The sequence below is a fragment of the Ralstonia sp. UNC404CL21Col genome (genome assembly GCF_000620465.1).
In the GTDB taxonomy this organism is placed as follows: Bacteria; Pseudomonadota; Gammaproteobacteria; order Burkholderiales; family Burkholderiaceae; genus Ralstonia; species Ralstonia flatus.
Map to the genome: position 1 here is coordinate 241,764 of NZ_JIBE01000003.1, position 24,279 is coordinate 266,042.

Annotated in this window: 23 protein-coding genes; 3 read left to right on the top strand and 20 right to left on the bottom strand. The window is 63.0% G+C overall.

Annotated features, from left to right (window positions below; all coding sequences use genetic code 11):
* Positions 1–12 precede the first annotated feature (12 nt).
* The 12 genes from hflK to ndk form a co-directional block, all read right to left on the bottom strand.
* Positions 13–1,389 (bottom strand): FtsH protease activity modulator HflK, encoded by a 1,377-nt coding sequence (gene hflK, locus N511_RS0101165; RefSeq protein ID WP_027677623.1) that lies wholly within the window; start codon positions 1,387–1,389, stop codon positions 13–15.
* Between the two features lie 55 nt (positions 1,390–1,444).
* Entirely contained in the window at positions 1,445–2,698 is a 1,254-nt protein-coding gene (hflX, locus tag N511_RS0101170) for a GTPase HflX (protein ID WP_027677624.1), read from the bottom strand.
* Between the two features lie 73 nt (positions 2,699–2,771).
* The gene (gene hfq / locus N511_RS0101175) at positions 2,772–3,011 is read right to left on the bottom strand and encodes an RNA chaperone Hfq (RefSeq protein ID WP_027677625.1); all 240 of its coding nucleotides are present in this window, start codon (positions 3,009–3,011) and stop codon (positions 2,772–2,774) included.
* Between the two features lie 299 nt (positions 3,012–3,310).
* Positions 3,311–4,654, bottom strand: coding sequence for a ribosome biogenesis GTPase Der (gene der / locus N511_RS0101180; protein WP_027677626.1), 1,344 nt, complete (start codon positions 4,652–4,654; stop codon positions 3,311–3,313).
* A 195-nt stretch (positions 4,655–4,849) separates the two neighbouring features.
* Positions 4,850–6,028, bottom strand: coding sequence for an outer membrane protein assembly factor BamB (bamB, locus tag N511_RS0101185; protein WP_027677627.1), 1,179 nt, complete (start codon positions 6,026–6,028; stop codon positions 4,850–4,852).
* A 48-nt stretch (positions 6,029–6,076) separates the two neighbouring features.
* A complete protein-coding gene (locus N511_RS0101190) occupies positions 6,077–6,712 on the bottom strand; it encodes a YfgM family protein (RefSeq protein ID WP_027677628.1) in 636 nt (211 codons plus the stop codon).
* 65 nt (positions 6,713–6,777) lie between these two features.
* Positions 6,778–8,100 (bottom strand): histidine--tRNA ligase, encoded by a 1,323-nt coding sequence (gene hisS, locus N511_RS0101195; protein ID WP_027677629.1) that lies wholly within the window; start codon positions 8,098–8,100, stop codon positions 6,778–6,780.
* 98 nt (positions 8,101–8,198) lie between these two features.
* Positions 8,199–9,485, bottom strand: a complete 1,287-nt coding sequence (ispG, locus tag N511_RS0101200) for a flavodoxin-dependent (E)-4-hydroxy-3-methylbut-2-enyl-diphosphate synthase (RefSeq protein WP_027677630.1) — start codon at positions 9,483–9,485, stop codon at positions 8,199–8,201.
* Between the two features lie 49 nt (positions 9,486–9,534).
* Positions 9,535–10,626: a RodZ domain-containing protein gene (locus N511_RS0101205; RefSeq protein ID WP_027677631.1), complete on the bottom strand. Its 1,092-nt coding sequence runs from the start codon at positions 10,624–10,626 to the stop codon at positions 9,535–9,537.
* On the bottom strand, positions 10,619–11,416 hold the full coding sequence (gene pilW, locus N511_RS0101210; RefSeq protein WP_027677632.1) for a type IV pilus biogenesis/stability protein PilW: 798 nt from the start codon (positions 11,414–11,416) through the stop codon (positions 10,619–10,621). The genes N511_RS0101205 and pilW overlap by 8 nt, the downstream gene beginning before the upstream one ends.
* A complete protein-coding gene (gene rlmN / locus N511_RS0101215) occupies positions 11,413–12,564 on the bottom strand; it encodes a 23S rRNA (adenine(2503)-C(2))-methyltransferase RlmN (protein ID WP_027677633.1) in 1,152 nt (383 codons plus the stop codon). Before rlmN ends, pilW begins: the two co-directional genes overlap by 4 nt.
* A 42-nt stretch (positions 12,565–12,606) precedes the next feature.
* Positions 12,607–13,032, bottom strand: coding sequence for a nucleoside-diphosphate kinase (gene ndk, locus N511_RS0101220; RefSeq protein WP_004626298.1), 426 nt, complete (start codon positions 13,030–13,032; stop codon positions 12,607–12,609).
* A gap of 367 nt (positions 13,033–13,399) precedes the next feature.
* Here ndk and N511_RS0101225 point away from each other — a divergent pair, with 367 nt between their 5' ends.
* Positions 13,400–14,101, top strand: a complete 702-nt coding sequence (locus N511_RS0101225; RefSeq protein ID WP_027677634.1) for a Bax inhibitor-1/YccA family protein — start codon at positions 13,400–13,402, stop codon at positions 14,099–14,101.
* 96 nt (positions 14,102–14,197) lie between these two features.
* Here N511_RS0101225 and rlmD read toward each other — a convergent pair whose 3' ends face one another.
* Positions 14,198–15,550, bottom strand: a complete 1,353-nt coding sequence (gene rlmD / locus N511_RS0101230; protein ID WP_027677635.1) for a 23S rRNA (uracil(1939)-C(5))-methyltransferase RlmD — start codon at positions 15,548–15,550, stop codon at positions 14,198–14,200.
* A 160-nt stretch (positions 15,551–15,710) separates the two neighbouring features.
* Here rlmD and N511_RS0101235 point away from each other — a divergent pair, with 160 nt between their 5' ends.
* Positions 15,711–16,574, top strand: a complete 864-nt coding sequence (locus N511_RS0101235) for an endonuclease/exonuclease/phosphatase family protein (protein ID WP_027677636.1) — start codon at positions 15,711–15,713, stop codon at positions 16,572–16,574.
* A gap of 37 nt (positions 16,575–16,611) precedes the next feature.
* Here the strand turns inward: N511_RS0101235 and rpoS are convergent, their stop codons facing one another.
* Genes rpoS through surE form a run of 4 tightly spaced genes read right to left on the bottom strand, consistent with a single transcriptional unit; the run spans position 16,612 to position 20,301 of the window.
* On the bottom strand, positions 16,612–17,748 hold the full coding sequence (gene rpoS, locus N511_RS0101240) for an RNA polymerase sigma factor RpoS (protein ID WP_027677637.1): 1,137 nt from the start codon (positions 17,746–17,748) through the stop codon (positions 16,612–16,614).
* Between the two features lie 8 nt (positions 17,749–17,756).
* Positions 17,757–18,584 carry a peptidoglycan DD-metalloendopeptidase family protein gene (locus tag N511_RS0101245; RefSeq protein ID WP_051530807.1) on the bottom strand — a complete coding sequence of 276 codons (828 nt, stop codon included), beginning with the start codon at positions 18,582–18,584 and terminating at the stop codon, positions 17,757–17,759.
* 1 nt (position 18,585) lies between these two features.
* On the bottom strand, positions 18,586–19,530 hold the full coding sequence (locus tag N511_RS0101250; RefSeq protein ID WP_027677639.1) for a protein-L-isoaspartate(D-aspartate) O-methyltransferase: 945 nt from the start codon (positions 19,528–19,530) through the stop codon (positions 18,586–18,588).
* 15 nt (positions 19,531–19,545) lie between these two features.
* The gene (surE, locus tag N511_RS0101255) at positions 19,546–20,301 is read right to left on the bottom strand and encodes a 5'/3'-nucleotidase SurE (RefSeq protein WP_027677640.1); all 756 of its coding nucleotides are present in this window, start codon (positions 20,299–20,301) and stop codon (positions 19,546–19,548) included.
* 211 nt (positions 20,302–20,512) lie between these two features.
* Here surE and N511_RS0101260 point away from each other — a divergent pair, with 211 nt between their 5' ends.
* A complete protein-coding gene (locus N511_RS0101260; protein ID WP_027677641.1) occupies positions 20,513–21,487 on the top strand; it encodes an NADPH:quinone oxidoreductase family protein in 975 nt (324 codons plus the stop codon).
* A 75-nt stretch (positions 21,488–21,562) separates the two neighbouring features.
* On the opposite strand, the gene N511_RS0101265 is transcribed toward N511_RS0101260, so the two are convergent.
* The 3 genes from N511_RS0101265 to N511_RS0101275 all read right to left on the bottom strand — a co-directional run bounded on the left by N511_RS0101265 (position 21,563) and on the right by N511_RS0101275 (position 24,277).
* Positions 21,563–22,669 (bottom strand): alkene reductase, encoded by a 1,107-nt coding sequence (locus tag N511_RS0101265; protein WP_027677642.1) that lies wholly within the window; start codon positions 22,667–22,669, stop codon positions 21,563–21,565.
* Positions 22,670–22,767: 98 nt separating this feature from the next.
* Positions 22,768–23,397 carry a TetR/AcrR family transcriptional regulator gene (locus N511_RS0101270; protein ID WP_027677643.1) on the bottom strand — a complete coding sequence of 210 codons (630 nt, stop codon included), beginning with the start codon at positions 23,395–23,397 and terminating at the stop codon, positions 22,768–22,770.
* An 88-nt stretch (positions 23,398–23,485) separates the two neighbouring features.
* Positions 23,486–24,277, bottom strand: coding sequence for an ABC transporter permease (locus N511_RS0101275; protein WP_027677644.1), 792 nt, complete (start codon positions 24,275–24,277; stop codon positions 23,486–23,488).
* Positions 24,278–24,279 lie beyond the last annotated feature (2 nt).

A 24,279-nucleotide genomic window follows, 5' to 3' on the forward strand; every position in this document is an offset into this window, starting at 1 on the left:
AGTGCCCTCCTGTTAGCGCGAATCACGGTCACGGTTGCGCAGTGCTTCGCGCGAGCGCGAGTCTGCGTCATTGGCCGGTGACGGATTGGAGGGGGTCGGTACGCCCTGCGCAGAACCGCTGTCCTGCGCTGAGGCGCCAGGCGCCGCTGCCGGACGGGAGCTGTCGCCCTGCGTTTGCGCGATCAGCTTGTCCAGCGGCAAATACAACAGGCTGCCATTGCTCTGGTCGACCATGACCTTGGTCGAGTTGGAGTAAATGTCCTGCATGGTTTCCAGATAAATGCGATCGCGCGTAACCTGCGGCGCCTTCGCATATTCGCGTTGCACCGAGGCAAAGCGGGCCGCATCACCCTCCGCCCGTGCGATAACACGTGCCTTGTAGCCTTGCGCCTCTTCACCCAGACGGGCGGCCGTACCCTTGGCACGCGGCACCACGTCATTGGCGTAAGCCTGACCTTCGGAGATGGCACGCTCGCGATCCTGGCCCGCCTTGGTCACATCATCGAATGCGGCCTGCACCTGCTCCGGCGGCTGCACGCTCTGCACGTTGACGCTGAGGATGCGGATGCCTGTCTTGTAAGCCGACAGGATGCGTTGAATCGATTCCGCGAGATTGCGACCAACCGCATCGCGACCTTCGTACAGCACCGCGTCCATCTTGTTGCGGCCGACGATCTCGCGCACCGACGTCTCGGCCGCCTGTGTCACCAATTCTTCATCGCCGCCGCGGTCCGTACGGTTGTAGAACAGGTAATCGACCGGGTTGGCAATGTTGTACTGAACCGAGAAGCGCACGTCGACGATGTTCTCGTCCTGCGTGAGCATCGAGGAGTCTTTCAGGTTCGTGTCCTTGATCTGGGTCGTCCGACCGATTTCAAGCGTGCGCACGCCCGACAGGTTTACGATTTCGTGCGACTCGATCGGGTACGGCAGACGCCAATTGATACCCGGCGTTGCCAGATACTTGAAGCGACCGAACTGCAGGATCACGCCTGTCTGGCCTTCCTGCACGATAAAGAAACCGCTGGCCAGCCACAGGCCAACCAGCACCGCCAGCAGCACGCCGACGCCCAGCCCCGAGCCACCTCGGCTGCTACCGGGACGCAGCGGCGTGGGACCGTCGTTACCGTTACCGCTATCCTTGCGGCCGAACAGGTTGTTCAGACGGCGATTGAAGTCGCGCCACAGCTCGTCAAGGTCGGGGGGGCCATCCTGGGGCGGCTTGCTTTGGCGCTTCGGCTCATCTTTGTCTTCGCGCTCGGCGTTGTTGTCATCGCCGCGACCCCACCGGGGATCATTCAGCGAAAGCAGCACGCGCAAGCGGTGCCACAAACCTCGCGCCGAACGCGGCGAGGCCATGGAAGAAGACTGGGTCGAAATCTCGGGCATGAGCGGTCGGGCTTGTCCTGATTGTCTGACTGCGAAGAAGTAACGGGGCATTCTATCAGCCCTCTTCGTCACCTTTGACGGAAGAACCGCTGCTCGGCAAGCTTTGCGACAGTTCGTCACGGTGCTCCGGCAGCAAATCGCGGCGCGTGTCGAAGCGCGGATCGAAATCGCCGCCATGCGACGCGGGGTGCTCACGCAGGCGGATCGCGGTCTCGACCAGCGCTTCGCGCAACAGATCAAGCCCGATTCCTTCGATGGCGGAAACGAACACGCGCCGCACGGCGCCGGTCTCGTCGCGCTCGATACGCGGGCCAGCGACGCGCAGCTCCTCCGCCGCGTCGATCTTGTTCATCACCAGAATCTGGGGGATGCCGCTGGCGTTGATTTCATCCAGCACGCGATCGACCTGCTCCATCTGCTCGTGCTTGACGGTGCTGGCGGCGTCCACCACGTGCAGCAGCACGTCGGCGTGCACCGTTTCTTCCAACGTGGCGCGGAAGGCGGCCACCAACTGCGTCGGCAAATCGCGGATAAAACCCACCGTATCCGACAGCACCACATTGCCCAGCCCCTCGAGGTACAGCCGGCGGGAGGTGGTGTCCAGCGTGGCAAACAGCTGGTTGGCAGCGTACGCGCGCGCCTTGGTCAGCGCATTGAACAGTGTCGATTTGCCGGCGTTGGTATAACCGACCAACGAGACAGAAAAAGCGTCGTTGCGGCTGCGCGAACGGCGCTGCGTGTCATGCTGACGTTGGAGTTTGTCCAACTCGGACGACAGACGCTTGGCGCGCTCATCGAGCATCCGGCGATCCAGCTCGAGCTGACGTTCACCCGGGCCGCCGCGCAGGCCGACGCCGCCCTTCTGACGCTCCAAGTGACTCCACGCCCGGACCAACCGGGCTGCCTGGTAACGCACGCGCGCCAGTTCGACCTGCACCTTGCCCACGTGGCTTTGCGCGCGCTGGCTGAAGATGTCGAGGATAAGGCCGGTCCGGTCTACCACGTGGCGACCGAAAAAGCGCTCGAGGTTACGCTGCTGAGCGGGGCTCAGCGCGTGGTTGAAGATGACGATCTCTGCGTCTTCCTCGTCGGCAGCGATCCTCACCTCTTCCGCCTTGCCGGCGCCGATGAACAGCGCGGCGTCGGGCCTCGAGCGCTTGCCCGTGACGGCGCGCACCGGCTCAGAACCGGCCGTCGAGGCCAGGAGCGCCAGTTCGCTCAAACTTTCCTGAAAATCGTGTTTGCCGAAATCGACGGCGACCAAAATGGCGCGCGTCGGCTCCGAGCTGGAGGTGGGATGGGATGCCAAACGGGGGAATAGAGAAGGGAGAAACGGGGTGGGTGCGTCCCGCCGCGCGGAGGGCGGCGGGAGCGAGGCAGAATCAGGCGTCAGGCGCGTCGTCCACGCGGAAATTCACGGCACGGGCCGGCACCACGGTGGAGATTGCGTGCTTGTACACCATCTGCGTCACGGTGTTACGCAGGAGCACGACGTATTGGTCGAACGACTCGATGTTGCCTTGCAGCTTGATACCGTTGACGAGGTAGATCGACACCGGCACATGCTCCTTACGCAGCGCATTCAGAAACGGGTCTTGTAGCAATTGCCCTTTGTTGCTCATGGCACACTCCAGATTTATAGGTTTAGTGGTGGGTTATGGGGCTAGGAAGCCCGGGTTCAAGCAGGCGACGCAAAAAAAGTTCGTCAAAAGAGTCGGCCAGACGCGTCCAAATGACGCCAATGGCGCCTGGATTTGTAGACACCAAGCGCCATGTCTCGAGAATTTAGCCTTAGAAATCAGGGAAAGCAAACGGAAAACCGAAGACCCCGCCATATGAAATGGCTCGGCCTTTTTGGTCATCCTCCGTTCGAATGCCCCGCATCACACGCTCCCGCCGTCGAGCGCCACCCGCGCGGCGCTCACTCGTTGGATTGGGCGTACGGATTTTTGTTCGTACGAAATTCGATCCGCAGCGGTGTACCCTTCAGTTGGAAGGCTTCGCGGAAGCGCCCCTCCAAGTAGCGGCGATAGGTCTCGGGAATATTCGACAGCGCGTTGCCGTGAATCACCACGATCGGCGGGTTGGAACCGCCCTGGTGCGCGTAGCGCAGCTTCGGGCGCGAGACGCCTGCGCGTCGGGGCTGCTGGTACTCGACCGCCTCCATCAGCACGCGCGTGAGCTTCGGCGTCGGCAGCTTCACCATGGCGGCAGCATAGGCGGCGTCCACGGACTTCATCAGCGCGCCAATACCAGTGCGCTCCTTGGCGGAGATGTAATGCACGTTGGCGAAGGACAGGAACTGCAGCTTGCGCTCCATATCGTGCTTGATGCGATCGCGAGCATGTCCGGTGAGGCCGTCCCATTTGTTCACGCCGATCACGAGCGCACGGCCGGATTCGACGATGAAGCCGGCGATATGCGCGTCCTGGTCGGAAATGTCCTGCTGCGCGTCGAGAATCAGCACGACCACGTTGGCGTCGGCAATCGACTGCAGCGTCTTCACGACCGAGAACTTCTCGATCGCCTCGAACACCTTGCCCCGCTTGCGCAGGCCGGCCGTATCGATCAGCGTGTACGGCTTGCCGTTGCGCTCGAAATCCACGTAGATGGCATCGCGTGTGGTGCCCGGCATATCGAAGGCGATCACACGCTCTTCACCGATCAGCGCATTCACGAGCGTCGACTTGCCTACGTTCGGACGGCCGACGATGGCAATGCGGGTGCCGTGGTCATGCGCATCGGCTGCCTCGGCAAGCTCGGGGCGCTCGGCAAAGGCCAGATCGAGCGCCTCGGCCACAAGGTCATTGACGCCATCGCCGTGCGCAGCCGAGATGGCGGCCGGGTCGCCCAGACCAAGCTCATAGAAATCGCTGGCGACGGCGGTGTAGCGCATGCCTTCGGCCTTGTTGACGGCCAGGAGGATGCGGCGTCCGGTTTTGCGCAAGTAGTCAGCGATCACGCGATCCTGCGGCGCCAGCCCCAGCCGGCCGTCGACGATGAAGATGACGACGTCGGCTTCGACCACGGCCTGGCGCGTCTGCTTGGCCATCTCCGCAACGATGCCTTCCTTGGCGACGGGTTCGAAGCCGCCGGTATCGATGGCGATGAATGGACGATCGCCCACGCGGCCTTCACCGTAGTGGCGATCGCGCGTCAGGCCCGGAATATCCGCCACCAACGCGTCACGCGAGCGCGTCAGACGGTTGAAGAGGGTCGATTTGCCGACATTCGGCCGCCCCACGAGGGCAATGACTGGTTTCATGCTTGTGTGCCGCACGCGAATGGCGCCACGGCAAATTCTGATTATTGCAACTGCGGTTGGCATCTGCACGGCTGAATGCCTGATGACACAGATGCAAGACGCCCGCGGAGTACGCGGGCGCAAGTTCAAGGCGGCGCTGCCACCCTGAGGTGATGCGTTTGCCGCCCCAGCCCCCTCGGGCCAAAGCGGGCAATGTTACTTTGGCAGATAGCCGTAGACGCCACCACCGCGGGTCTGAACGACCAGCGTCTGGCCGACCACCACCGGCGCTGCGCCAATGGCGCTGCTGTCGGTCTTCACGCGGGCCACGAACTTGCCGTCGTCACGCGACAGGAAATGCAGCCAGCCTTCGGAATCGCCGACGATGACCGCGCGGCCGAAGGCCAGCGGCGTGCCGAGGTCGCGCCACAGCAGGGCGTCGTTCTTCCACAAGTCGGCGCCATTCTGTGCGTTAAAGCCGTAGACGACCGACTTTTCGTCAGCAGCGAACAGCCCGTCATCATCTTGCGTCACACCGCTCGGCGACGAGAAATCTCGTCCCCAGCGCGGTGCGCCGGTGCTCGTATCGAAACACGCCACGCGCCCCTGGAAGCTGGCTGCGCAGACTTGCGAACCGCTGATCGACGGTGCTCCGGTCACATCGTTCAGACGCTCGATCTCCGACACGCCGCGCGGATACGACACGGCAGCTTCCCAGCGCAGCGCGCCGTTGCTGGCCGAAAGCGCACCCAGCTTGCCACCCGCAAAACCGAGGATGACGTTATCGCCGGCAAAAACCATCGGCAGGCTGCTGCGGAGGTTCAGCGCCGACGGAGAACGCTGATAGATCCACTTGCGTTCGCCGTTGGCGGGGTCCAGACCCAGGACGCGGCCGTCCGTCGTGCGAACGATCACCAGCCCCTGACCCACCAGCGGCGCTGTCAGGACTTCACCGTTGACGGCGACCTTCCACTTCTGTGCACCCTTCTCGTCGAACGCGACGACCGCGCCCTTCTCACCCGCCACCGCCGTCAGCGTGCCATCGCTGCCGGGGCCGGACGTCAGGTCCACATCCGCCTTGCCTTGCCAGAGGGTGCGGCCGGTAGCGCCATCCAGGGCGGTCACAGTACCGCCGGCGGCCGACACGTAAACGTTGTTGCCTGCCACTGCCGGCTGCATCACGTAGCGACCGCTCTTCCCGACGCTCACGCTCCACACCTGCCGCACGGCCAGCACTTGCTGAACCTCCTTCAGCTTGGCCGGCTCATGCTTGTTCTTGCTGCTGAACAGCGAGCAACCGCCAAGGACAGCCGTCGCTGCCAGTGCCAGCACTGCCACGCGTGCCGCCTTGGCAACACCGCGCGCGACACCACCCTGCTCAAGTGCGTGAATCATGAAATCGGGATCCTTTTGTTATGCGTTGAATTGCTCGGGTTACGCCAATCAGGCACCACCCAGGGCATCCAGCTTGAACTGCACGATCTGGCGAGCCGAAACATCAGCTGGACCGAACTTCTCCAACGCCAGCTTGTAAGCCGCGCGGGCGTCTTCGTTCTTGTTCTGCGCGGCCAGCAGATCGCCGCGACGATCGGCGTACAAGCCGGCAAAGGCCGGAGCAACGTCGCCGGAGACTAGCGCGATGCCCTGATCGTAGGCTTTCTCGTCGAGCAGAAGCCCAGCCAGGCGCAGCTTGGCGAGCGCCTTGTACTCATCGTCGCGCGCGTGATCGACCGCCCATTGCAGCTGCGCCTTGGCGCCCGCCGCATCGTTGGCTTCGTACAGCGCCTTGGCCGTGGCCAAAGCAGTCATCTGCGCATAAGCCGTGCCGCCGAACTTGTCTTCCATGTCAGTGGCGGCACGCTTGATCTTTTCTGCGTCCTTGCCATCAACCGCCTTCTGTACCTGCTCGTACAGCACGGACGCTTCGCCCGCCTGCTTGCGCTGCCAGTTCTTCCAGCCAAACCAACCGGCCACGGCCAGCAGCACCACGATGGCAATCCACGTGATCACGTTGCCGTTGTCACGCCACCAGTGCTTGAGACTCTCTATCTGTTCCTGTTCTTCGAGATCGTAGGCCATGCTTTGCAGAGCTTGAATATTGGAGGTGAATCGCGGTCGTTCGCCGGCGGGCGGCACTGCCGCGGTTAGTCGTTGTTGGCCACCATGGCATCGATCAGGCGGTCGACCAGCTGGTCCGACGGCACGGTCTGCTGGGCATCCGCGGTCGGATCACCACGCAGGGGCTTGATCTGCGCAACACCTTGGGTGACTTCATCGTCGCCAATGATAACCGCATAGGATGCGCCACTTGCGTCAGCGCGCTTGAACTGCGACTTGAAGCTACCGTTGCGCCCTTCCGGCGATGCGTGAAGGATGACGTCGAGGCCGGCGTCGCGCAGTCGCTCTGCGGCGATCAGCGCCTGCACCTGCGCCTCATCGCCCTGATGGACGATGTAGACGTCGCAGCCCTGCGCTTCGGGCTCAAGCTTTTCTTCGCGCAGCAGTTCGATGATGCGCTCGACACCCATCGCCCAGCCGCATGCGGGGGCCGGCTTGCCGCCGATCTGTTCGATGAGCGGGTCGTAACGGCCGCCGCCGGCCACGGTGCCTTGGGCGCCCAGCTTGTCGGTCGTCCACTCAAAGACGGTGAGGTTGTAGTAATCCAGGCCGCGCACCAGGCGCGGGTTGATCGTGAACGGAATATTGTTCGCCTTGAGCAGCTTCTGCACACCCTCAAAGTGCGCGCGCGATTCGTCGCCCAGGTAGTCGATGAGCTTCGGCGCGCCGGCGGCCATGTCCTGCAGCGCCGGGTTCTTGGTGTCGAGCACGCGCAGAGGGTTGGTGTACAGGCGGCGCTTGCCGTCCTCATCCAGAATGTCCTGGAAACCTTCCAGATATTTGATGAGATCGGCACGGTGCGCAGCGCGCTCTTCCGCCTGACCGAGCGAGTTCAACTCGAGCTTCAGGCCGACAAGGCCGAGGTCATCCCACAGTCGCTGGCACATCAGGATGACTTCTGCGTCGATGTCGGGGCCAGCAAAGCCGAGCGCTTCCACGCCCACCTGATGGAACTGGCGATAGCGACCACGCTGCGGACGCTCGTGGCGAAACATCGGGCCGGTGTACCACAGGCGCTTCGGGCCGTCGTACAGCAGGTTGTGCTCGATCACGGCGCGCACAGCGGCAGCGGTGCCCTCCGGGCGCATGGTGAGTTGTTCGCCGTTCAACGCATCGGTGAAGGTGTACATCTCCTTCTCGACGATGTCCGTCACCTCGCCGATGCCACGCACAAATAATTGCGTCTGCTCAACGATCGGCGTGCGGATCTGCTGGTAGCCATAGGCGCGCAGCATGCTGCGCACGGCGTTGTCAAAGTGCTCCCACAGCGGGGCGTCGCTGGGCAACAAGTCGTTCATGCCTTTGACGCCGGCGATCTTCTGCACGCGTTGTTTTTGTGTATCGCTCATGATGTCACGTTAAAAACCGGCCTCTCGCATTTGGCTCCATGCGGGGCCGGCCGGTCGTTTCCTGCTTCGACTTCGAGTCCCGAAGCCTGATGCCGTTTTTAGACTGTCGCCGAGGCCTGTGCGCCGTAATGCGTCCGCACGTATTCGTCGACGATCGTCTGGAATTCTTCTGTAATGCGTTCGCCGCGCAGCGTTTTAACCTTCACGCCGTCAACAAATACCGGCGCCGCCGGCGACTCACCCGTGCCCGGGAGCGAGATGCCGATGTTGGCGTGCTTGCTCTCCCCGGGCCCGTTGACGATGCAGCCCATCACGGCCACATTCATCTCTTCGACACCGGGGTACTGCGTTTTCCACTTCGGCATCTGCTCGCGCAAGTACGACTGGATGCGCGCGGCCAGTTCCTGAAACACCGTGCTCGTCGTGCGTCCGCAACCAGGGCATGCAATGACCATCGGCGTGAAATTGCGCAGACCCATGGTCTGCAGAATCTCCTGCGCGACGATGACTTCCTTCTCGCGCGGCGCGCCGGGCTCGGGCGTGAGAGAAATGCGGATCGTGTCGCCGATACCTTCTTGCAGAAGCACCGACAACGCCGCCGTGGAAGCCACGATGCCTTTGCTGCCCATGCCGGCCTCGGTCAGGCCGAGGTGCAGCGCATAGTTACAGCGACGCGCCAGTTCGCGATACACAGCAATCAGATCCTGCACCGCCGAGACTTTGCACGACAGGATGATCTGGCTGCCCGGCAAGCCAAGTTCTTCCGCCTTTTGCGCCGACTGGATCGCCGAGGTGATCAGCGCCTCGACCATCACCGCGCGGGCGTCCCACGGCGTCGCGCGTTGCGCGTTCTCATCCATGATCCGCGCAAGCAGATCCTGATCGAGGCTGCCCCAGTTCACGCCGATACGCACCGGCTTGTTGTAGCGGCAAGCGATCTCGATCATCTGCGCGAACTGCGTGTCCCGCTTGGCACCCTGTCCGACATTGCCCGGATTGATACGGTACTTGGACAGCGCCTGCGCGCACTCCGGATAGTCCTGCAGCAGCTTGTGGCCGTTGTAATGAAAATCGCCGACCAGCGGTACATCCACGCCCATTCGGTCGAGCTGCTCGCGGATGGCGGGCACCGCGGCCGCAGCGGCGGGCGTGTCCACTGTGATACGCACCAACTCCGAGCCCGCCCGCGCCAATTCCTTCACCTGGATTGCGGTGCCGATGGCGTCCGACGTGTCGGTATTCGTCATCGACTGCACACAGACTGGCGCGTCGCCGCCAACGTGCACGACACGGTCGCCCCAGCGGATTTGCGCGGCACGCGAGTTACGGCGCGGCAGCGGACCCACCAAGGCTGGAGCGCAATCGAGAGGCGTGGAGATTTCCATGATCAGACAAGGCGCGCCGCCACGGGCACCGCGCCATTTACAAAACGGTTCAGGGCAACGTGGCCCGTGCCACGCGATTGCGGGCGTACTTCTGAAGATCGACGGACGCACCGCCCACAGCCAGCGATTCAACCGCTTCTGCATTGCCGAAAACGACCTTGAACGGCGGCGTGCCGGTCAGATCGCGTGCGTCGCCTTCCTTTGAGAGGCCGCTGGCGAGCGTCTTGCCGGTTTTGTCCTTGATTTCATACCAGGAGGAACCGGAGAAGCGCACCGAGACCGTGCCGCTGCCACCTGCCGATTCAGCCGGTTTGGCAGTTTCCGCCGGCCGAACGGCAACTGGAGCATCGACGTTGACCACAGCGGCCTTGACACCTGCACCGGCTACAGCGGCCGCCGGAACAGCAGCACCGTTGCCTGAACGCGGCAGCGTTGCCGGTGGAGCCAGCGGCGCAGTTACCACGCCCGAGGCCGGGGCCGCCGGGGCAACCGGCGTCAACGGTGTCGGCATGGAAGCGGCTGGTGTTTCAGCCGGAGCCTGCTCAGCTGTCGGAGCCGCTTGCGCGGGCGCCGTTTGCTCGGCCGCCGGCGCTTCCTTCGTCGTGGACTCGGTGTTTTGCGTGGCTGCCGTTTGCGAGGCAAACCACTGCTTCAGACGGTCCATACCAGCCAACGCACCGCCTGCCACAACCACCGCAACGAGCACACCAATCAGCCAGCGGCCGCTGCCACCGCGACGCTTCGCAAAGCTAGGTTTGTCGGAGAACGATTCACCCAACCCGCCTTCGGGGCGCAAGCCGATGTTGGTGACCGGCGCACGGGCATTCAAACGCGCAAGCTGGTCATCGACATCCACTTGCAAAGCACGTGCGTAGGCGCGGATGAGCCCTTTGGTAAAGGTCATGTCAGGCAATGCACTGACATCTGCCGATTCCACCGCCGACAACTTGCCTGGAGCCACCTTCAGGCGCCCCGCCAGATCGTCGACCGTCAGCCGCTGCCGTTCTCGGCCGGCACGCAGGCGTTCGGCGATCTCTCGCAGCGCATCGTCGCGGTCCGGCGAAACAGCGGCAGGCGGATTCGAGGCAGGCGCCGCGCCGTGAGAGAAGTCGGCTGCGCTTACCACGTCGCGGTCAGTCATCCCAGGCTCCTCGTTCGAATGCCGCCTCTTCGGGCGCATTGGGGAAGCGACGCTGCAATTGCGCGCTCCATGCGTTCTGCTGCGAAGTGTCGCCCAGACGCCGCGCGACACGAGCGCCAAGCCACAAGCTTTCCGCCGTCGGATTGCCGCGGCCATTCACACGTTCGATAAACGGCATGGCACGTGAATATTCGCGTCGTTTGTAGTACAGCTGCGCCAACGTCAAGTTGGTCAGCGGATTGTTTGCGTCGATGTAAGTTGCGCGGGTGAGGCTCTTCTCCGCGCCGTCCAGATCACCCTGACGCATCTGGCAGACGCCCAGATTCGTCCATGGTTTCGCGGGGCTGCCGGCGGCCGGCGCCTCGATGGCCTGGCGCAGCATCGCCATGCCTTGATCGGGCTTGCCACCTTGCGAGCACAGGAACCAGCCGTAGTTGTTCAGCAGGTCGCCATCTTGGGGCGTCGCAGCCAGAGCGCTGCGGAAGCTCTCATCAGCCTGCTCGCGCTGGCCGAGGTTCATGTAAGCCAGCGCGCGGATGTGATACGCGTTCGGCACGTTCGGATCGATTGCGATGGCGTTCTTGATTTCCTCAAGCGCTGTCGCATTCTGGCCGGCTTCCAAGTATTGCGTCGCGAGTTGTAATCGGATTGCAGCCCGACGACCGGCGTCAGCCTTTTGATCGGGGACGGTCGTGACTTCTCGTGTCTGTGTCTGGACCGGCGGCGACAATGCGCACCCGGCGGCTGCCAGCGTGAAGACCAGACTGACAGCAGTCGACCAACGCTTCATGCGGTACCCATGCGGTGAGTGGAGTCTGCCCCGACCACGGGGATCTCGACGATCTTGCCAAACTTGCCGCGCTCGGCCAGGCGCGTGCGGTCCTTGACCTCGCCAGCGAGCTGCCCGCACGCCGCATCGATGTCGTCGCCTCGCGTCTTGCGGATGGTGGTGACAATGCCGGCATCCAACAGCACTTGCGAGAAGCGGCGGATCTGCTCATTGTTCGAGCGCTTCAACCCCGATTCCGGGAACGGGTTGAACGGGATCAGGTTGAACTTACACGGCACGTCGGCCACGACGCGCAGCAGTTCACGGGCATGCTCGACGGTATCGTTGACACCATCCAGCATGCAGTATTCAAAGGTGATGAAATCGCGCGGCGCGAACTCCAGATAGCGGCGACAGGCAGCCATCAATTCGGCCAAGGGATACTTCTTGTTGAGCGGCACGAGCACGTCGCGCAGCGCGTCGTTGGACGCGTGCAGCGACACAGCAAGCGCCACGGGCACATCGCGCGCGAGGCGGTCCATCATCGGCACAACGCCCGAGGTGGATACCGTTACGCGGCGCCGCGAAAGGCCATACGCGTTGTCGTCCAGCATCAGCGACAGAGCGGGCACCACGGCGTCGTAATTCAGGAGCGGTTCGCCCATGCCCATCATCACAACGTTGGTGATGACGCGATCGTCTTTGGGGCCGCGACCGAGCTGCTTGCGCATAGCGAATTCCGCCATCCACAGTTGGCCGATGATCTCGCCAGCAGTGAGGTTGCGCGAGAAACCCTGCTTGCCGGTCGAGCAGAACCGGCAGTTGACGGCACATCCCGCCTGAGACGACACACACAACGTGCCGCGCGTCTCTTCGGGGATGTAGACCGTCTCGACGGCATTCCCCTGCCCTACGTCGACCAGCCACTTGCGCGTGCCGTCCGACGAAAGGTGATCGGTAATGACCGCCGGCGCCTGGATGTTGGCGCGGGTCGCAAGCTTTTCGCGCAGCGACTTGGCGAGATCGGTCATCTCGCCAAAATCGGACGCCCCCGACTGGTGAATCCAGCGCTGCAACTGCTTGGCGCGAAACGACTTCTCACCCAGGCTCTCGCAGTACGCGAGAAGGCCCGGTGCGTCGAAATCGAGGAGATTCACCACATCGCTCATGACTTGCAACCCGAAACCACAATCCCAGTCTAGTGTTGACGCTTAGCGGCTGTAAATGTTCAGGCCCGGGAAGAAGAATGCGACTTCCACGGCAGCCGTTTCAGCAGCGTCCGAGCCGTGCACGGCATTGGCGTCGATGCTGTCAGCGAAGTCGGCGCGGATCGTGCCCTTCTCCGCCTTCTTCGGGTCGGTTGCACCCATCAGGTCACGGTTCTTGGCGATTGCGTTTTCGCCTTCCAGCGCCTGCACCATCACCGGGCCCGAGATCATGAAGTCCACCAGATCCTTGAAGAACGGGCGCTCCTTGTGCACGGCGTAGAACTGCTCGGCTTCTGCGCGCGACAGGTGGATCATCTTGGCTGCGACGATCTTCAGGCCGGCGCCTTCGAAGCGGGCGTAGATCTGGCCGATGACATTCTTGGCCACGGCATCCGGTTTGATAATCGACAAAGTGCGTTCGAGCGCCATCAAAAACTCCAAAAAATGAAGGTGTTACGTGAAAGATAAACGTTAGATTCTAACACGGGCGGCAACGGGATGGATGTCAAGCGGTGCAACCGGATGCCGCGTACGGCGGGCGCGTCAGGAGGCGATATCGTCACACGCCTTTGCAGGTCTCGTCGGCTGTACGAACGCGCCTTAGCATCCCCTTATGGGGAGCACAAAAAGTCACTCACGAAGGGCATTTTCCGTCGCAAGCACCGACCAGGAGCCGGAACCGCGTGGCATCCTGACTCTCCAAGTAAGGACGATGTGGCTTGCAAAAGGCCGCCTCGGATGCCACATTCGCTGTGTCGTCGCATTGTCTGCAATGTCATTTACCCAAGGAGTTCGCATGGACAACCAACTCAACACGTACGGTTTTGGCGCTTCCGGCACCGCCGGCGCGTTGGCCGTCCGCAACCGAGTGCTGCGCAATACCTATTGGCTGCTCGCGCTTTCCATGATCCCCACCATCCTCGGTGCCTGGATCGGGGTCGCCACCGGCTTCAACCTGATGGGGCGCAACCCGTTGATGGGTTTCGTCATCTTCATGGCAGTGGCTTTTGGCTTCTTCTACGCCATTGAGCGCTTCAAGAACAGCGGCGTCGGCGTGGCATTGCTGCTCGGCTTCACGTTCTTCATGGGGCTGATGCTGTCGCGGCTGATCGGCATGATTCTGGGCTTCTCGAATGGTGCGTCACTCATCATGACGGCGTTCGGCGGCACAGCCGTCATCTTCGGCGTGATGGCGACGGTGGCCACGGTCAGCAAGCGCGATTTCTCGGGCCTGGGCAAGTGGCTGTTCATGGGCGTGCTGGTGCTGATCGTGGGCTCGGTGGCCAACATCTGGCTGCAACTGCCCGCGATGATGCTGACGATCTCGGTGCTGGCCATCGCGATCTTCTCGGCATACATCCTGTTCGACGTGCAGCGCATCGTGAACGGCGGCGAGACCAACTACGTGACGGCTACCCTGGCCATCTACCTGGACGTCTACAACATCTTCACGAACCTGCTGGCGATCCTGGGAATCTTTGGCGGAAATCGCAACTAAGCGAAATTCAGCCTCACAAGCGTCAGCGATGGCGCGAAAAAAAACCGGCGCACCAGGCGCCGGTTTTTCTTTGTCTGCGAGACGCCCCACGAACGGTCAGTCGCGCTCGAATACCGCCATCGACTCCACGTGCGACGTGTGCGGGAACATGTTGACCACGCCCGCTCCGGCCAATCGATAACCCGCTTCATGCACGAGCAAACCCGCATCGCGGGCCAGCGTCGCCGGATTGCATGACACATAGACGATGCGCTTCGGCAGCAGATCAGCCGCCTCGCCGCCTCGCTGAGACAACTCGGCGAGCGCCTTGGACACGGCCAACGCCCCTTCGCGCGGCGGATCGATCAACCAGCGATCGAACTTGCCCAGTGCGGCAATATCATCGGCCGACACTTCAAAGAGATTACGACACGCGAATGTCGTTTTCGCATCCAAACCGTTGTGCTGAGCGTTGGCGAGCGCCCGGGTTGTCAGCGCCTCGCTCCCTTCGATGCCCATGACTTCGCGTGCCCGTGTGGCCATTGGCAGCGTGAAGTTGCCGATACCGCAGAACAGGTCAAGGAGCCGATCGCTGGGCTGGGCGTCGAGCAGCTTCAGCGCCCGCGACATCAGCACCCGGTTGATCTGATGATTGACCTGCGTGAAATCCGTCGGTTTGAACGGCATCGTGATGCCGAACTCCGGCAGCGTGTACGTCAGCGTGCGGTCGAGGGGATGGAACGGATAAACGGTGTCCGGCCCCTTGGGCTGCAACCAGAACTGGACGTTGTGCTGATCGGCAAAGTCGCGCAGCTCGGCCTCATCCTCGGCGGTGATGGGCTCCAGATTGCGCAATACCAGCGCGGTCACGTCCTGCCCGACCGCGAGTTCGATCTGCGGCATACGTTGCACGATCGACAGGCGCCCCACCAACTCGCGCAACGGCACCAGCAGCGCGGATACGTGCGGCGGCAGCACCTCGCACGACGTCATGTCGGCCACGTAGCTGCTCTTGCGCTCGTGGAAACCCACCAGCACACCACCTTTGGCCGCAACATGGCGCACGGTCAAACGGGCGCGATAGCGGTAGCCCCAGTCGGGGCCGGCGATCGGTCGGAACACGACGTCCGGACGCAGCTTGGCCAGATGCCACAGGTCGTCTTCCAGCACGCGCTGCTTGATCGCAACCTGTGCACGCGAATCCAGATGCTGCATCGAGCAGCCACCGCACACCCCAAAGAACTTGCACTGCGGCGTCACGCGCGAAGCGGACTGGCGCAGAATATCCACCACACTCGCCTGCTCGTACGACGGCTTCACGCGGTGACTGCGATACATCACGCGCTCACCAGGCAATGCGCCCTCCACGAAGACCACCTTGCCCGGCGAGCCATCCTCGTTGGTCAGGCGACCGATACCGCGTGCTTCACCGTCGAGCGAAACGATTTCCAGGGGGCCAGCCACGGGCATCTCGGGCTTACGACGTCCACGGGGCTTAGCGGGGGGCGCGTCCGGGGCGGCGATTGCTGAATCAGGAGAGGAAGGCGTGACGTTAGGTGCAGCTTGAGACACGAGCGAGCCTGGGCAAAATGAGGACAAGGGCGGCATTGTAAGACACCGGAGGACCAGCATGGGCACCGTCATCCTGACGTGGAATATCCAGTGGGGTCGTGGCGCCGACGGGCACGTCAGCCTGACGCGCCAGCTGACGCAAGCACATGAGATGGGCGAGTTCGATGTGCTGTGCCTCCAGGAAGTCACGTCCGGTTTCAGCGATCTGCCGGGCCAACCAGGCATCGATCAATGGAGCGAACTCGCCGACGCGCTTGGCCCTGACTACACCGTGATTGCCGGCTTCGCGCTGGAGCGCCACAACGGCACGCATGTGCAGCGCTTCGGCAACGCGATTGCCACACGCTTACCCGTGCATCACATCCGGCGCCACGCTTTACCTTGTCCAGCGGATGCCACACCGTATATGCCCCGCATGGCCATCGAGGCGATCGTGCAGACGCCGTTCGGCTTGTTGCGCATCATCACAACGCATCTGGAGTACTACTCAGAGCTTCAACGGCTGGCGCAAATCAACGCATTGCGCGCCATCCACGCGGAAGGGTGTGCGCGTGCAAATCAAGCATCGGTGCTTGGCACAGAGTGCGAGGCGGGCCCCTTCCGCCCGCTTGCACAGACGACGTCAACCATTGTCTGCGGCGATTTCAACTGCAAGCCGGACTCCACGCCCAAACGCCTGGCGACCGTGCCGCTCACTTGGGAACCCGCTTTACATGACGCGTGGGAGATTGCCCACGGCACAACGCCGCAACCGCCGACTTTCGGCGTGCACGACCGCACCGGCTGGACCGAACCGGCCTACGCGTGCGATTTCATGCTGATCAGCGATCCATTGAGACCGCGCGTGCTGCGGATGGAAGTCAACAGCACCACGCAAGCATCGGATCACCAACCGATGCTGCTGGAGCTGCGGAACGACTGAATGAAACTGGAGGAGAAAGAAGAGAGGCTGCGGCGCCTTACAGCACCGCGTCCTTACGCACGCCCTGCGAAGCGAAATGGCGCTTGAGCTTGACCAGCGCTTCCTGCTGAATCTGACGAACGCGTTCGCGCGTCAGGCCCATCTCGGCGGCCAGCTCTTCCAGCGTCGCAGGCTCGATGTAGTTGAGGCCGAAGCGGCGCTCCACTACATAGCGGTGCTTGTCGGACAAGCGCGCAAGCCACGACTTCATCAGCAGTGAAAGCTCGCGATGTGCCACCTCCTGGTCCGGCGAGGCGCCATGCTCGTCCGAGAGGAAATCGAGCAGGCTCGTGCCCGGATCAAGATCGAACGGTGTATCGAGCGAAGTCGTGTGCTCGTTGAGCGAGAGCACGTCCTGCACTTCCTCCGTGGTCTTGCCGAGCAAGTGAGCGATGTCTTCAAGGCTCGCGTCCCGGCCGTCCACACCGCTCTTTTCCAGATGACGCTTGGCACGCAGCACCTGGTTGAGTTCGCGAATCACGTGCACCGGCAGACGAACCGTACGCGCCTGATTCATGATCGCGCGCTCGATGCTCTGGCGGATCCACCACGTTGCATACGTCGAGAAGCGAAACCCGCGTTCGGGATCAAACTTCTCGATCGCGTGCATCAGCCCCAGGTTGCCTTCCTCGATCAGATCGAGCAGCGGGACACCGCGGTTCAGATAGCCTTTTGCGATGCTCACGACCAAACGGAGGTTGCGCTCGATCATGACCTGGCGCGCGGCAAATTCGCCCGCCTTGGCCAGCGTCGAGAAATGCAGTTCTTCCGCTGGCGTCAGGAGCGGCTTGATGCTGATGCGATTGAGATAGTGCTGAACCGTGTCGGCGGCCAGTTCGGCCTGCAGCACCTTGCGGAAATCTTCCTCGGGTGCGGGCTCCTCGGCCTCTTCACCGTCTTCCTCTTCTTCATCCGGCTCGTCGGCACTGTCGGACGTGTCGTTGAGATCAGCAGAATCGGAGGCGGGTAGATCGTCGACCAGCGCGTCGACGACTTCGATCTCTTTAGCAGGAGGCTGTGCCGCGCCGCGCGCACGCCGCCCCGCGCGCCCATTTGGGGTGCGCTGGCCCTCTACAGCAGCGTCGATGTTGTCATCGGCGGGGGTGACGGGCGTGGCAGCTTTCTGGCGCGGCATGCATTCCTCTATTGAGGCGGCAAGTAGCGCATCGGATCGACCGGCTTACCGTTGCGGCGCACTTCAAAATGAAGCTTCACGCGATCCGCATCAGTACTGCCCATTTCGGCGATCTTCTGCCCTTTCTTGACCGTGGATTGCTCGGTGACCAGAACCTTGTCGTTGTTGCCGTAGGCGGTCAGGAACGTGTCGTTGTGTTTGATGATGACAAGATTCCCGTACCCACGCAAGGGTCCAACGTGGATCACTTTTCCGTCGTCGGCGGCGACCACGGCATCACCACGTTTGCCACCAATGTCGATGCCCTTGTTGCTCTTGTCATCGAAACGGTTGATGAGCGAGCCGCGTGCCGGCCAGGCCAGCGAGATTGCGCTGTCGCTTGCCCCGGCAGGAGCGCTGGACGACGCTGCGGACGGCGGCGTGGGGGGCGTCGAATCGACCGGTTGCGTAGTCGTGTTAGGCGGGCGAACCGGTGTGACGACGGCCCCGGTGCCGCTGACATCGGCGTTTGGCGGAACAACGCGTAACAGCTGATCGACTTCGATCTGGTTCGGGTTGGCGATGTTGTTCCACGCCACCAGGTCTCGCGGCGCTTGGCCGTTGCGCAGGGCGATGCTGTACAAGGTATCGCCACGCTTGACCCGATAGTAGCCGGGGGGCGGCGGCTCTTGCGAGGTGGCCCCGGTGCTGCCGGCGCGCGAGGTGCGGTCGAGAACGGGGGCCTGATTGCCGGAGGATGCGCAAGCCGCCAATAGTGCGGCCGACACCATCGCCACGGCGAGCCGGCCTGCGCGTGCGGGGCTTGGACGGTTCATGGAGCTCCGGGAAATGAACATGCTAAACAGTTCCTGATTTTAACGGGACAAAGAAAACGCCTTCAAGCGCGGTACTGTGAAACTGGAAGCGGCTGCGGCGCTCGATGAGAACGAGCTGCTGCGCCGGGCCGCTGCTGCGGTCGGTGGCCACAGGGGCAATCAGCCGGCCGCCAACGGTGAGCTGGTCGAGCAGCGCCTGCGGCACCTCCAGCCCCGCCGCCGCCAGGATGATGGCGTCAAACGGCGCGGCCTTCGGCAGCCCGAGCATGCCGTCGCCATAGTGCAGACGGATGTTTGGCACGCGGAGTGGCCGCAAGTTCGCTTTGGCTTTTTCATGCAGCGGCCGAACGCGCTCGATCGAATACACCTCGTCGGCGAGCTGTGCCAGAACGGCAGCCTGATAGCCGCAGCCGGTACCGATTTCCAGCACGCGCGCGAGCGGCAGGCCGGTGCGACTGGGCCGCCCACTCAATAACAACTCAATCATCCGTCCGACCACCGACGGCTTCGAGATCGTTTGCTGATGGCCGATGGGCAACGCGGAATCTTCGTAGGCCTGCGAGGCTAGGCCGGCGTCGACGAACAAATGGCGGGACACGGTGCCGATGGCTGCCAGCACGCGCTTGTCGCTCACGCCCCCGGCTTGCACCCGACCGACCAATGCCTGACGCGCACGGTCCGAGGCCATACCGCCAGCCGCCGCATGTGCTGCCGCCGTGCGGGCCTGCACCGCGCTCGCAGCAACGGCGCCGACCGCAGCGTCGACCCCCGCCACGCGCTGCGGCGCAGGTGCCGGGGCAGAAGCCGGCGACGCGCGCTCGACCGATGCCGCACGCGCCGGCGTAGGGCGTGACACCGCGCTCACCCCGGACGAGATGCGCGTTTCACGCTGGCGCTCCACGGGCTTGCGCTCGACGACTGCATCGAGCGTCAACGGAAAACGCCGGTCGCGCGGACGTTCAGACATGAGCCACCATGCCGATCATGGCGTCTGCCAGCGGCGCACGCTGCGCAGTTGGGCCGTATCGGTCAGATCAAGCTGCAGCGGCGTCAGCGAGACGAAGCCGTGCGCAACGGCGTGGAAATCGGTGCCCTCGCTGGCGTCTTTAGCATCGCCGGCGGCACCGACCCAGAAGATCGGCTCGCCGCGCGGATTGGCCTGACGGATCACCGGCTGCGACTGGTGCCGCTTGCCCAGACGCGTCGCACGCCAACCCGCCAGCTCGGCGTACGGCAGATTCGGGATATTGACGTTCAGCAGGACCGGCCCATCGAGCGGATCGGACAGATAGCGCTCGACCACCTCGCGGGCCACGCGCTCGGCGGCGTCGAGGTGCGTCCAGCCCTTGTCAACTTGCGAAAACGCAATCGACGGAATACCGAACAGATGGCCTTCGATGGCGGCGGCGACGGTGCCGGAATACAGCACGTCTTCGCCCATGTTCTGGCCCTGGTTGATACCGGAGACGACCAGATCGGGCTTCTCTTCGATCATGCCGGTCAGCGCGATGTGCACGCAGTCCGTCGGTGTGCCGTTGACGAAACGAAACCCCTTCTGGGCACCTTCCGTCGCCTCGAACACCGAAAGCGGACGCTGCAGCGTAAGCGAGTTGGAAGCGCCGCTGTGGTTCTGCTCCGGCGCGACCACCGTCACGCGGCCCAGCGGGCTCAGCGCGCGATGCAGCGCCGCGAGCCCAGGGGCGAGGTATCCGTCGTCGTTGGCAATGAGAATATGCATGGCGCGGATTGTAACCGAGCAACGTTCGCGAATCGTGCTCCTGCACACGTTCTACGCGCTTACAAAAAATGCATCGACAAGCCGCGGGATTCATCGCGTCCAGCCAAATCGAACGACCGTGCTTTTATTCGGTTACACTGCCGGACGAGATCGCGTGCAATGCATGCGAGATGGCGAACAATCCAACGCAAGACTGTTGAGGAGACACATGATGAAAGCCGTCGTCTGCAAAACCTGGGGTCCGCCCGAATCGCTGGTGATCGAAACGCTGCCGGACCTCTCGCCCGGCGCCGGCGAAGTCGTGATCGACGTAAAGGCCGCGGGGGTGAATTTTCCTGACGTGCTGATCATCCAGAACAAGTACCAGTTCAAGCCGGAGCTGCCGTTTACGCCGGGCTCGGAAGTCGCGGGCGTGGTCAATGCCGTCGGCGAAGGCGTGTCGCATCTGAAGGCCGGCGACCACGTGATCGCGTTTCTTGGCCAGGGCGCGTTTGCTTCACAGGTCAAGGCTTCGGCCAAGGTGGTCATGCCGATGCCGCCAGGCATGGCGTTCGACACCGCTGCGGCGTTCACGCTGACATACGGCACATCGCACCACGCGGTGGTCGATCGCGGGCAACTGAAGGCCGGCGAAACGATGCTCGTGCTCGGCGCGGCGGGCGGTGTCGGGCTGGCGGCCATCGAGATCGGCAAGGCGATCGGTGCGCGCGTCATCGCTGCGGCATCGAGCGACGAGAAACTCGCAGTCTGCAAGGACCACGGCGCCGACGCCCTCATCAACTATTCGACCGAACACCTGCGCGAGCGCATCAAGGAACTGACCGACGGCAAAGGCCCGGACGTGATCTATGACCCGGTCGGCGGCATCTATGCGGAGCCGGCGTTCCGCTCGATCGCCTGGCGGGGCCGCTACCTCGTGGTCGGATTTGCCAACGGAGAGATCCCCAAGATGCCGCTGAATTTGGCGTTGCTGAAAGGCGCGTCGCTGGTGGGCGTGTTCTGGGGCGAATTCGCGCGCCGCGAGCCGAAGGCGAATCTGGCGAACATGATGCAGATGCTCGGCTGGATGCAGGAAGGCAAGATCCGGCCGCATATCTCTGCACGCTATCCGCTGGAGCAGACGACGCAGGCGCTGCTGGACATGGCGGCGCGCAAGGTGACGGGCAAGGTCGTGATTCAGCCTTAAAAACGTCAGCGCTGAACGAAAAAAGCCGCGCAGGTTGATCGCCTGCGCGGCTTTTCTCTTTAATGCAACGGTCTATCAGGCCGCTTCTTCCAGCGTCGGGTAGTCGGTGTAGCCCTTTTCCTGGCCGCCGTAGAACGTTGCGCGATCCGGCTTGTTGAGCGATGCGCCGGCACGGAAGCGCGCCACCAGATCGGGATTGGCGATGAACGGACGACCGAACGCAACGGCATCCGCCAGACCGGAGGCGATCATCTGCTCGCCCTCTTCCGCCGTGTATTGGCCGCACACGATGAGCGTGCCCTTGAAGGCGTCGCGCAGTTGGCGACGGAAATCGTTGCTCAGCTCGGGACCGCCGGCCCAATCCGGTTCGGCGATGTGCAGGTAGGCGATGCCGCGCTTGGTCAGCTCGCGCGCAAGGTACAGCGCGCTTTCTTCAGCTTGTTCGTCGGCAATGTCGTGCGCGACGAAGTGCGGCGAGAGGCGGATGCCGACGCGGTCTGCGCCAATCTCGGCGATGGCGGTGTCGACGACTTCGAGGATCAGTCGGGCGCGGTTTTCCAGGGAGCCGCCGTACTGGTCGGTGCGCTGGTTGCTGTTGGTCGACAGGAATTGGTGCAGCAGGTAACCGTTGGCGGCGTGGATTTCAACGAAATCGAAACCAGCGCGGCGTGCACGCAGCACGGCCTGGCGGTATTGCGCAATCACACCGGGGATTTCTTCCGTGGCCAGGGCGCGCGGCTCGCTGGTCGGCACATTGGCGGGCGTGCCGTCGGGCTGCACGACAAAGCTCTGCGCACCCTTGGCGACGATGGCTGACGGCGCGACGGGAGCCTGGCCGTTTTCCTGCAGCAGCGTGTTCGAAATACGGCCCACGTGCCACAGTTGTTGCGAGATGCGGCCGCCCTTGGCGTGCACGGCATCCACCACCGCCTTCCAGCCGGCTTCCTGTGCGTCGGTGTACATGCCCGGCGTCCAGGCGTAGCCCTGGCCCTGGCGGGAAATTTGCGTCGCTTCAGTGACGATGAGGCCAGCGGTTGCACGCTGGGCGTAGTAGATCACGTTCAGTTCGGTCGGCACGTCACCCGGCTGGCCGGCGCGCGAGCGCGTAAGCGGCGCCATGACGACACGATTGGCGAGGGTCGTACGGCCGGTCTGAACCGGGGACAGCAGTTGTTGAGTCATATCAGCTCCTGAAAGGCACTATTCGACCGGTCATCTAGAACCGGAATCAAAGAAAAAGCGAGGAACGTGCCTCGCCGGCAATGGGTTTCAGATTGGAATCAGTGTTTGGGCTTGGCTAGCAGCATTTCGGTTTGCGCGACACAGCTCTTGAACGCGTCGACCGTGCGGTGCGCCTTGGCCAGCAGTGCGCCGCCCATCCACATGGCGTACAGGCCTTCGGCCAGTTCGTGCGCGTCATGCACAGGCGCCAACGAACCGTCGGCGACACCGGCCTCGATTGCGGTGGCGATGCGCTCGACCATGCGCGTCATCCCTGCCGACAACACCTTGCGCATCGGCTCCGACAAATCCGACACCTCTCCCGACAGCTTGACCGCGAGGCACGTGACTTCGCATGCGCTGCGCTCATGCAGATCGATCCAGGCCATGAAATAGCGCAGCAGCCGTTCACGGGCGGTGATGCGTGTGTCGTTGAAGAGGCTGACAACGCCCGCGTCGTAGTCCTGGAAATAGCGCTCCAGCATGGCAACGCCAAAGTCTTCCTTGGACCCGAAGTAGTAATAGAACGAACCCTTCGGCACCTGCGCACGGCCCAGGATTTCCGCCAACCCGACGGCAGAAAAACCTCGCCCGAGGATCAGCTCTGCACCGGCGTCCAGGATGCGATCGCGGGTGTCGTGCCGGGCTTCGGCGCCTTCAGCGGTGACGGGTTCGGGGTGCTTGTTCATGATGGGTCGCATTGTAGTAGACCGACCGTCTAGTTGCATGACCCTGCTCGCGACAGGGTCGATATGACGTTTGCGTCTTCCGCAGCGCTCAGAGCTTTTCCGTCTCGCCGCTCTTCGGCTGCCAGCGCATCAGGCGTTTTTCCATCAAGCCGACGAGCCAATCCAGGACCAGCGCAAAGACCGTCAGCACGACGATGCCCGCAAACACGGTGTTGATGTCGAACGTGCCCTCTGCCTGGAGGATCAGGTAACCGACACCGCGTGCGGAGCCGAGATACTCCCCCACCACCGCCCCGACGAAGGCGAGGCCCACCGACGTATGCAGCGACGAGAACACCCAGCTCGTCGCGCTCGGCAGATAGACGAAGCGCAGCAGTTGCCGCTGCGATGCGCCTAGCATGCGCGCATTGGCCAGCACGACCGGGCTGACTTCCTTGACGCCCTGGTAGACGTTGAAGAAGACGATGAAGAACACGAGCGTCACCGCCAGCGCGACCTTTGACCAGATCCCCAGCCCGAACCACACGCCGAAGATCGGCGCCAGGATCACGCGCGGCATCGAATTGGCCGCCTTGATGTACGGATCCAGCACTGCCGAAGCCGCCGGGCTCAGCGCCAGCCACAAGCCGGCGCCCAGGCCAGTGGCGGTGCCGATGGCAAAGGCCAGCACTGTCTCGGCCAACGTCACGCCAAGGTGTTGATAGATATCGCCTTCAGAAACGAACCACGCCCAGATGCGCTGGGCAACGATGAGCGGTTCTCCGAAGAAGAACGCAACTTCCTGCGAGCGCGTGGCGAAGTGCCACACGCCCAACGTGACGACCAGCAGGCCAAGCTGCCAGGTGCGCAGCGCGAATGGAGAAAGCGGACGGTTAGCCATGG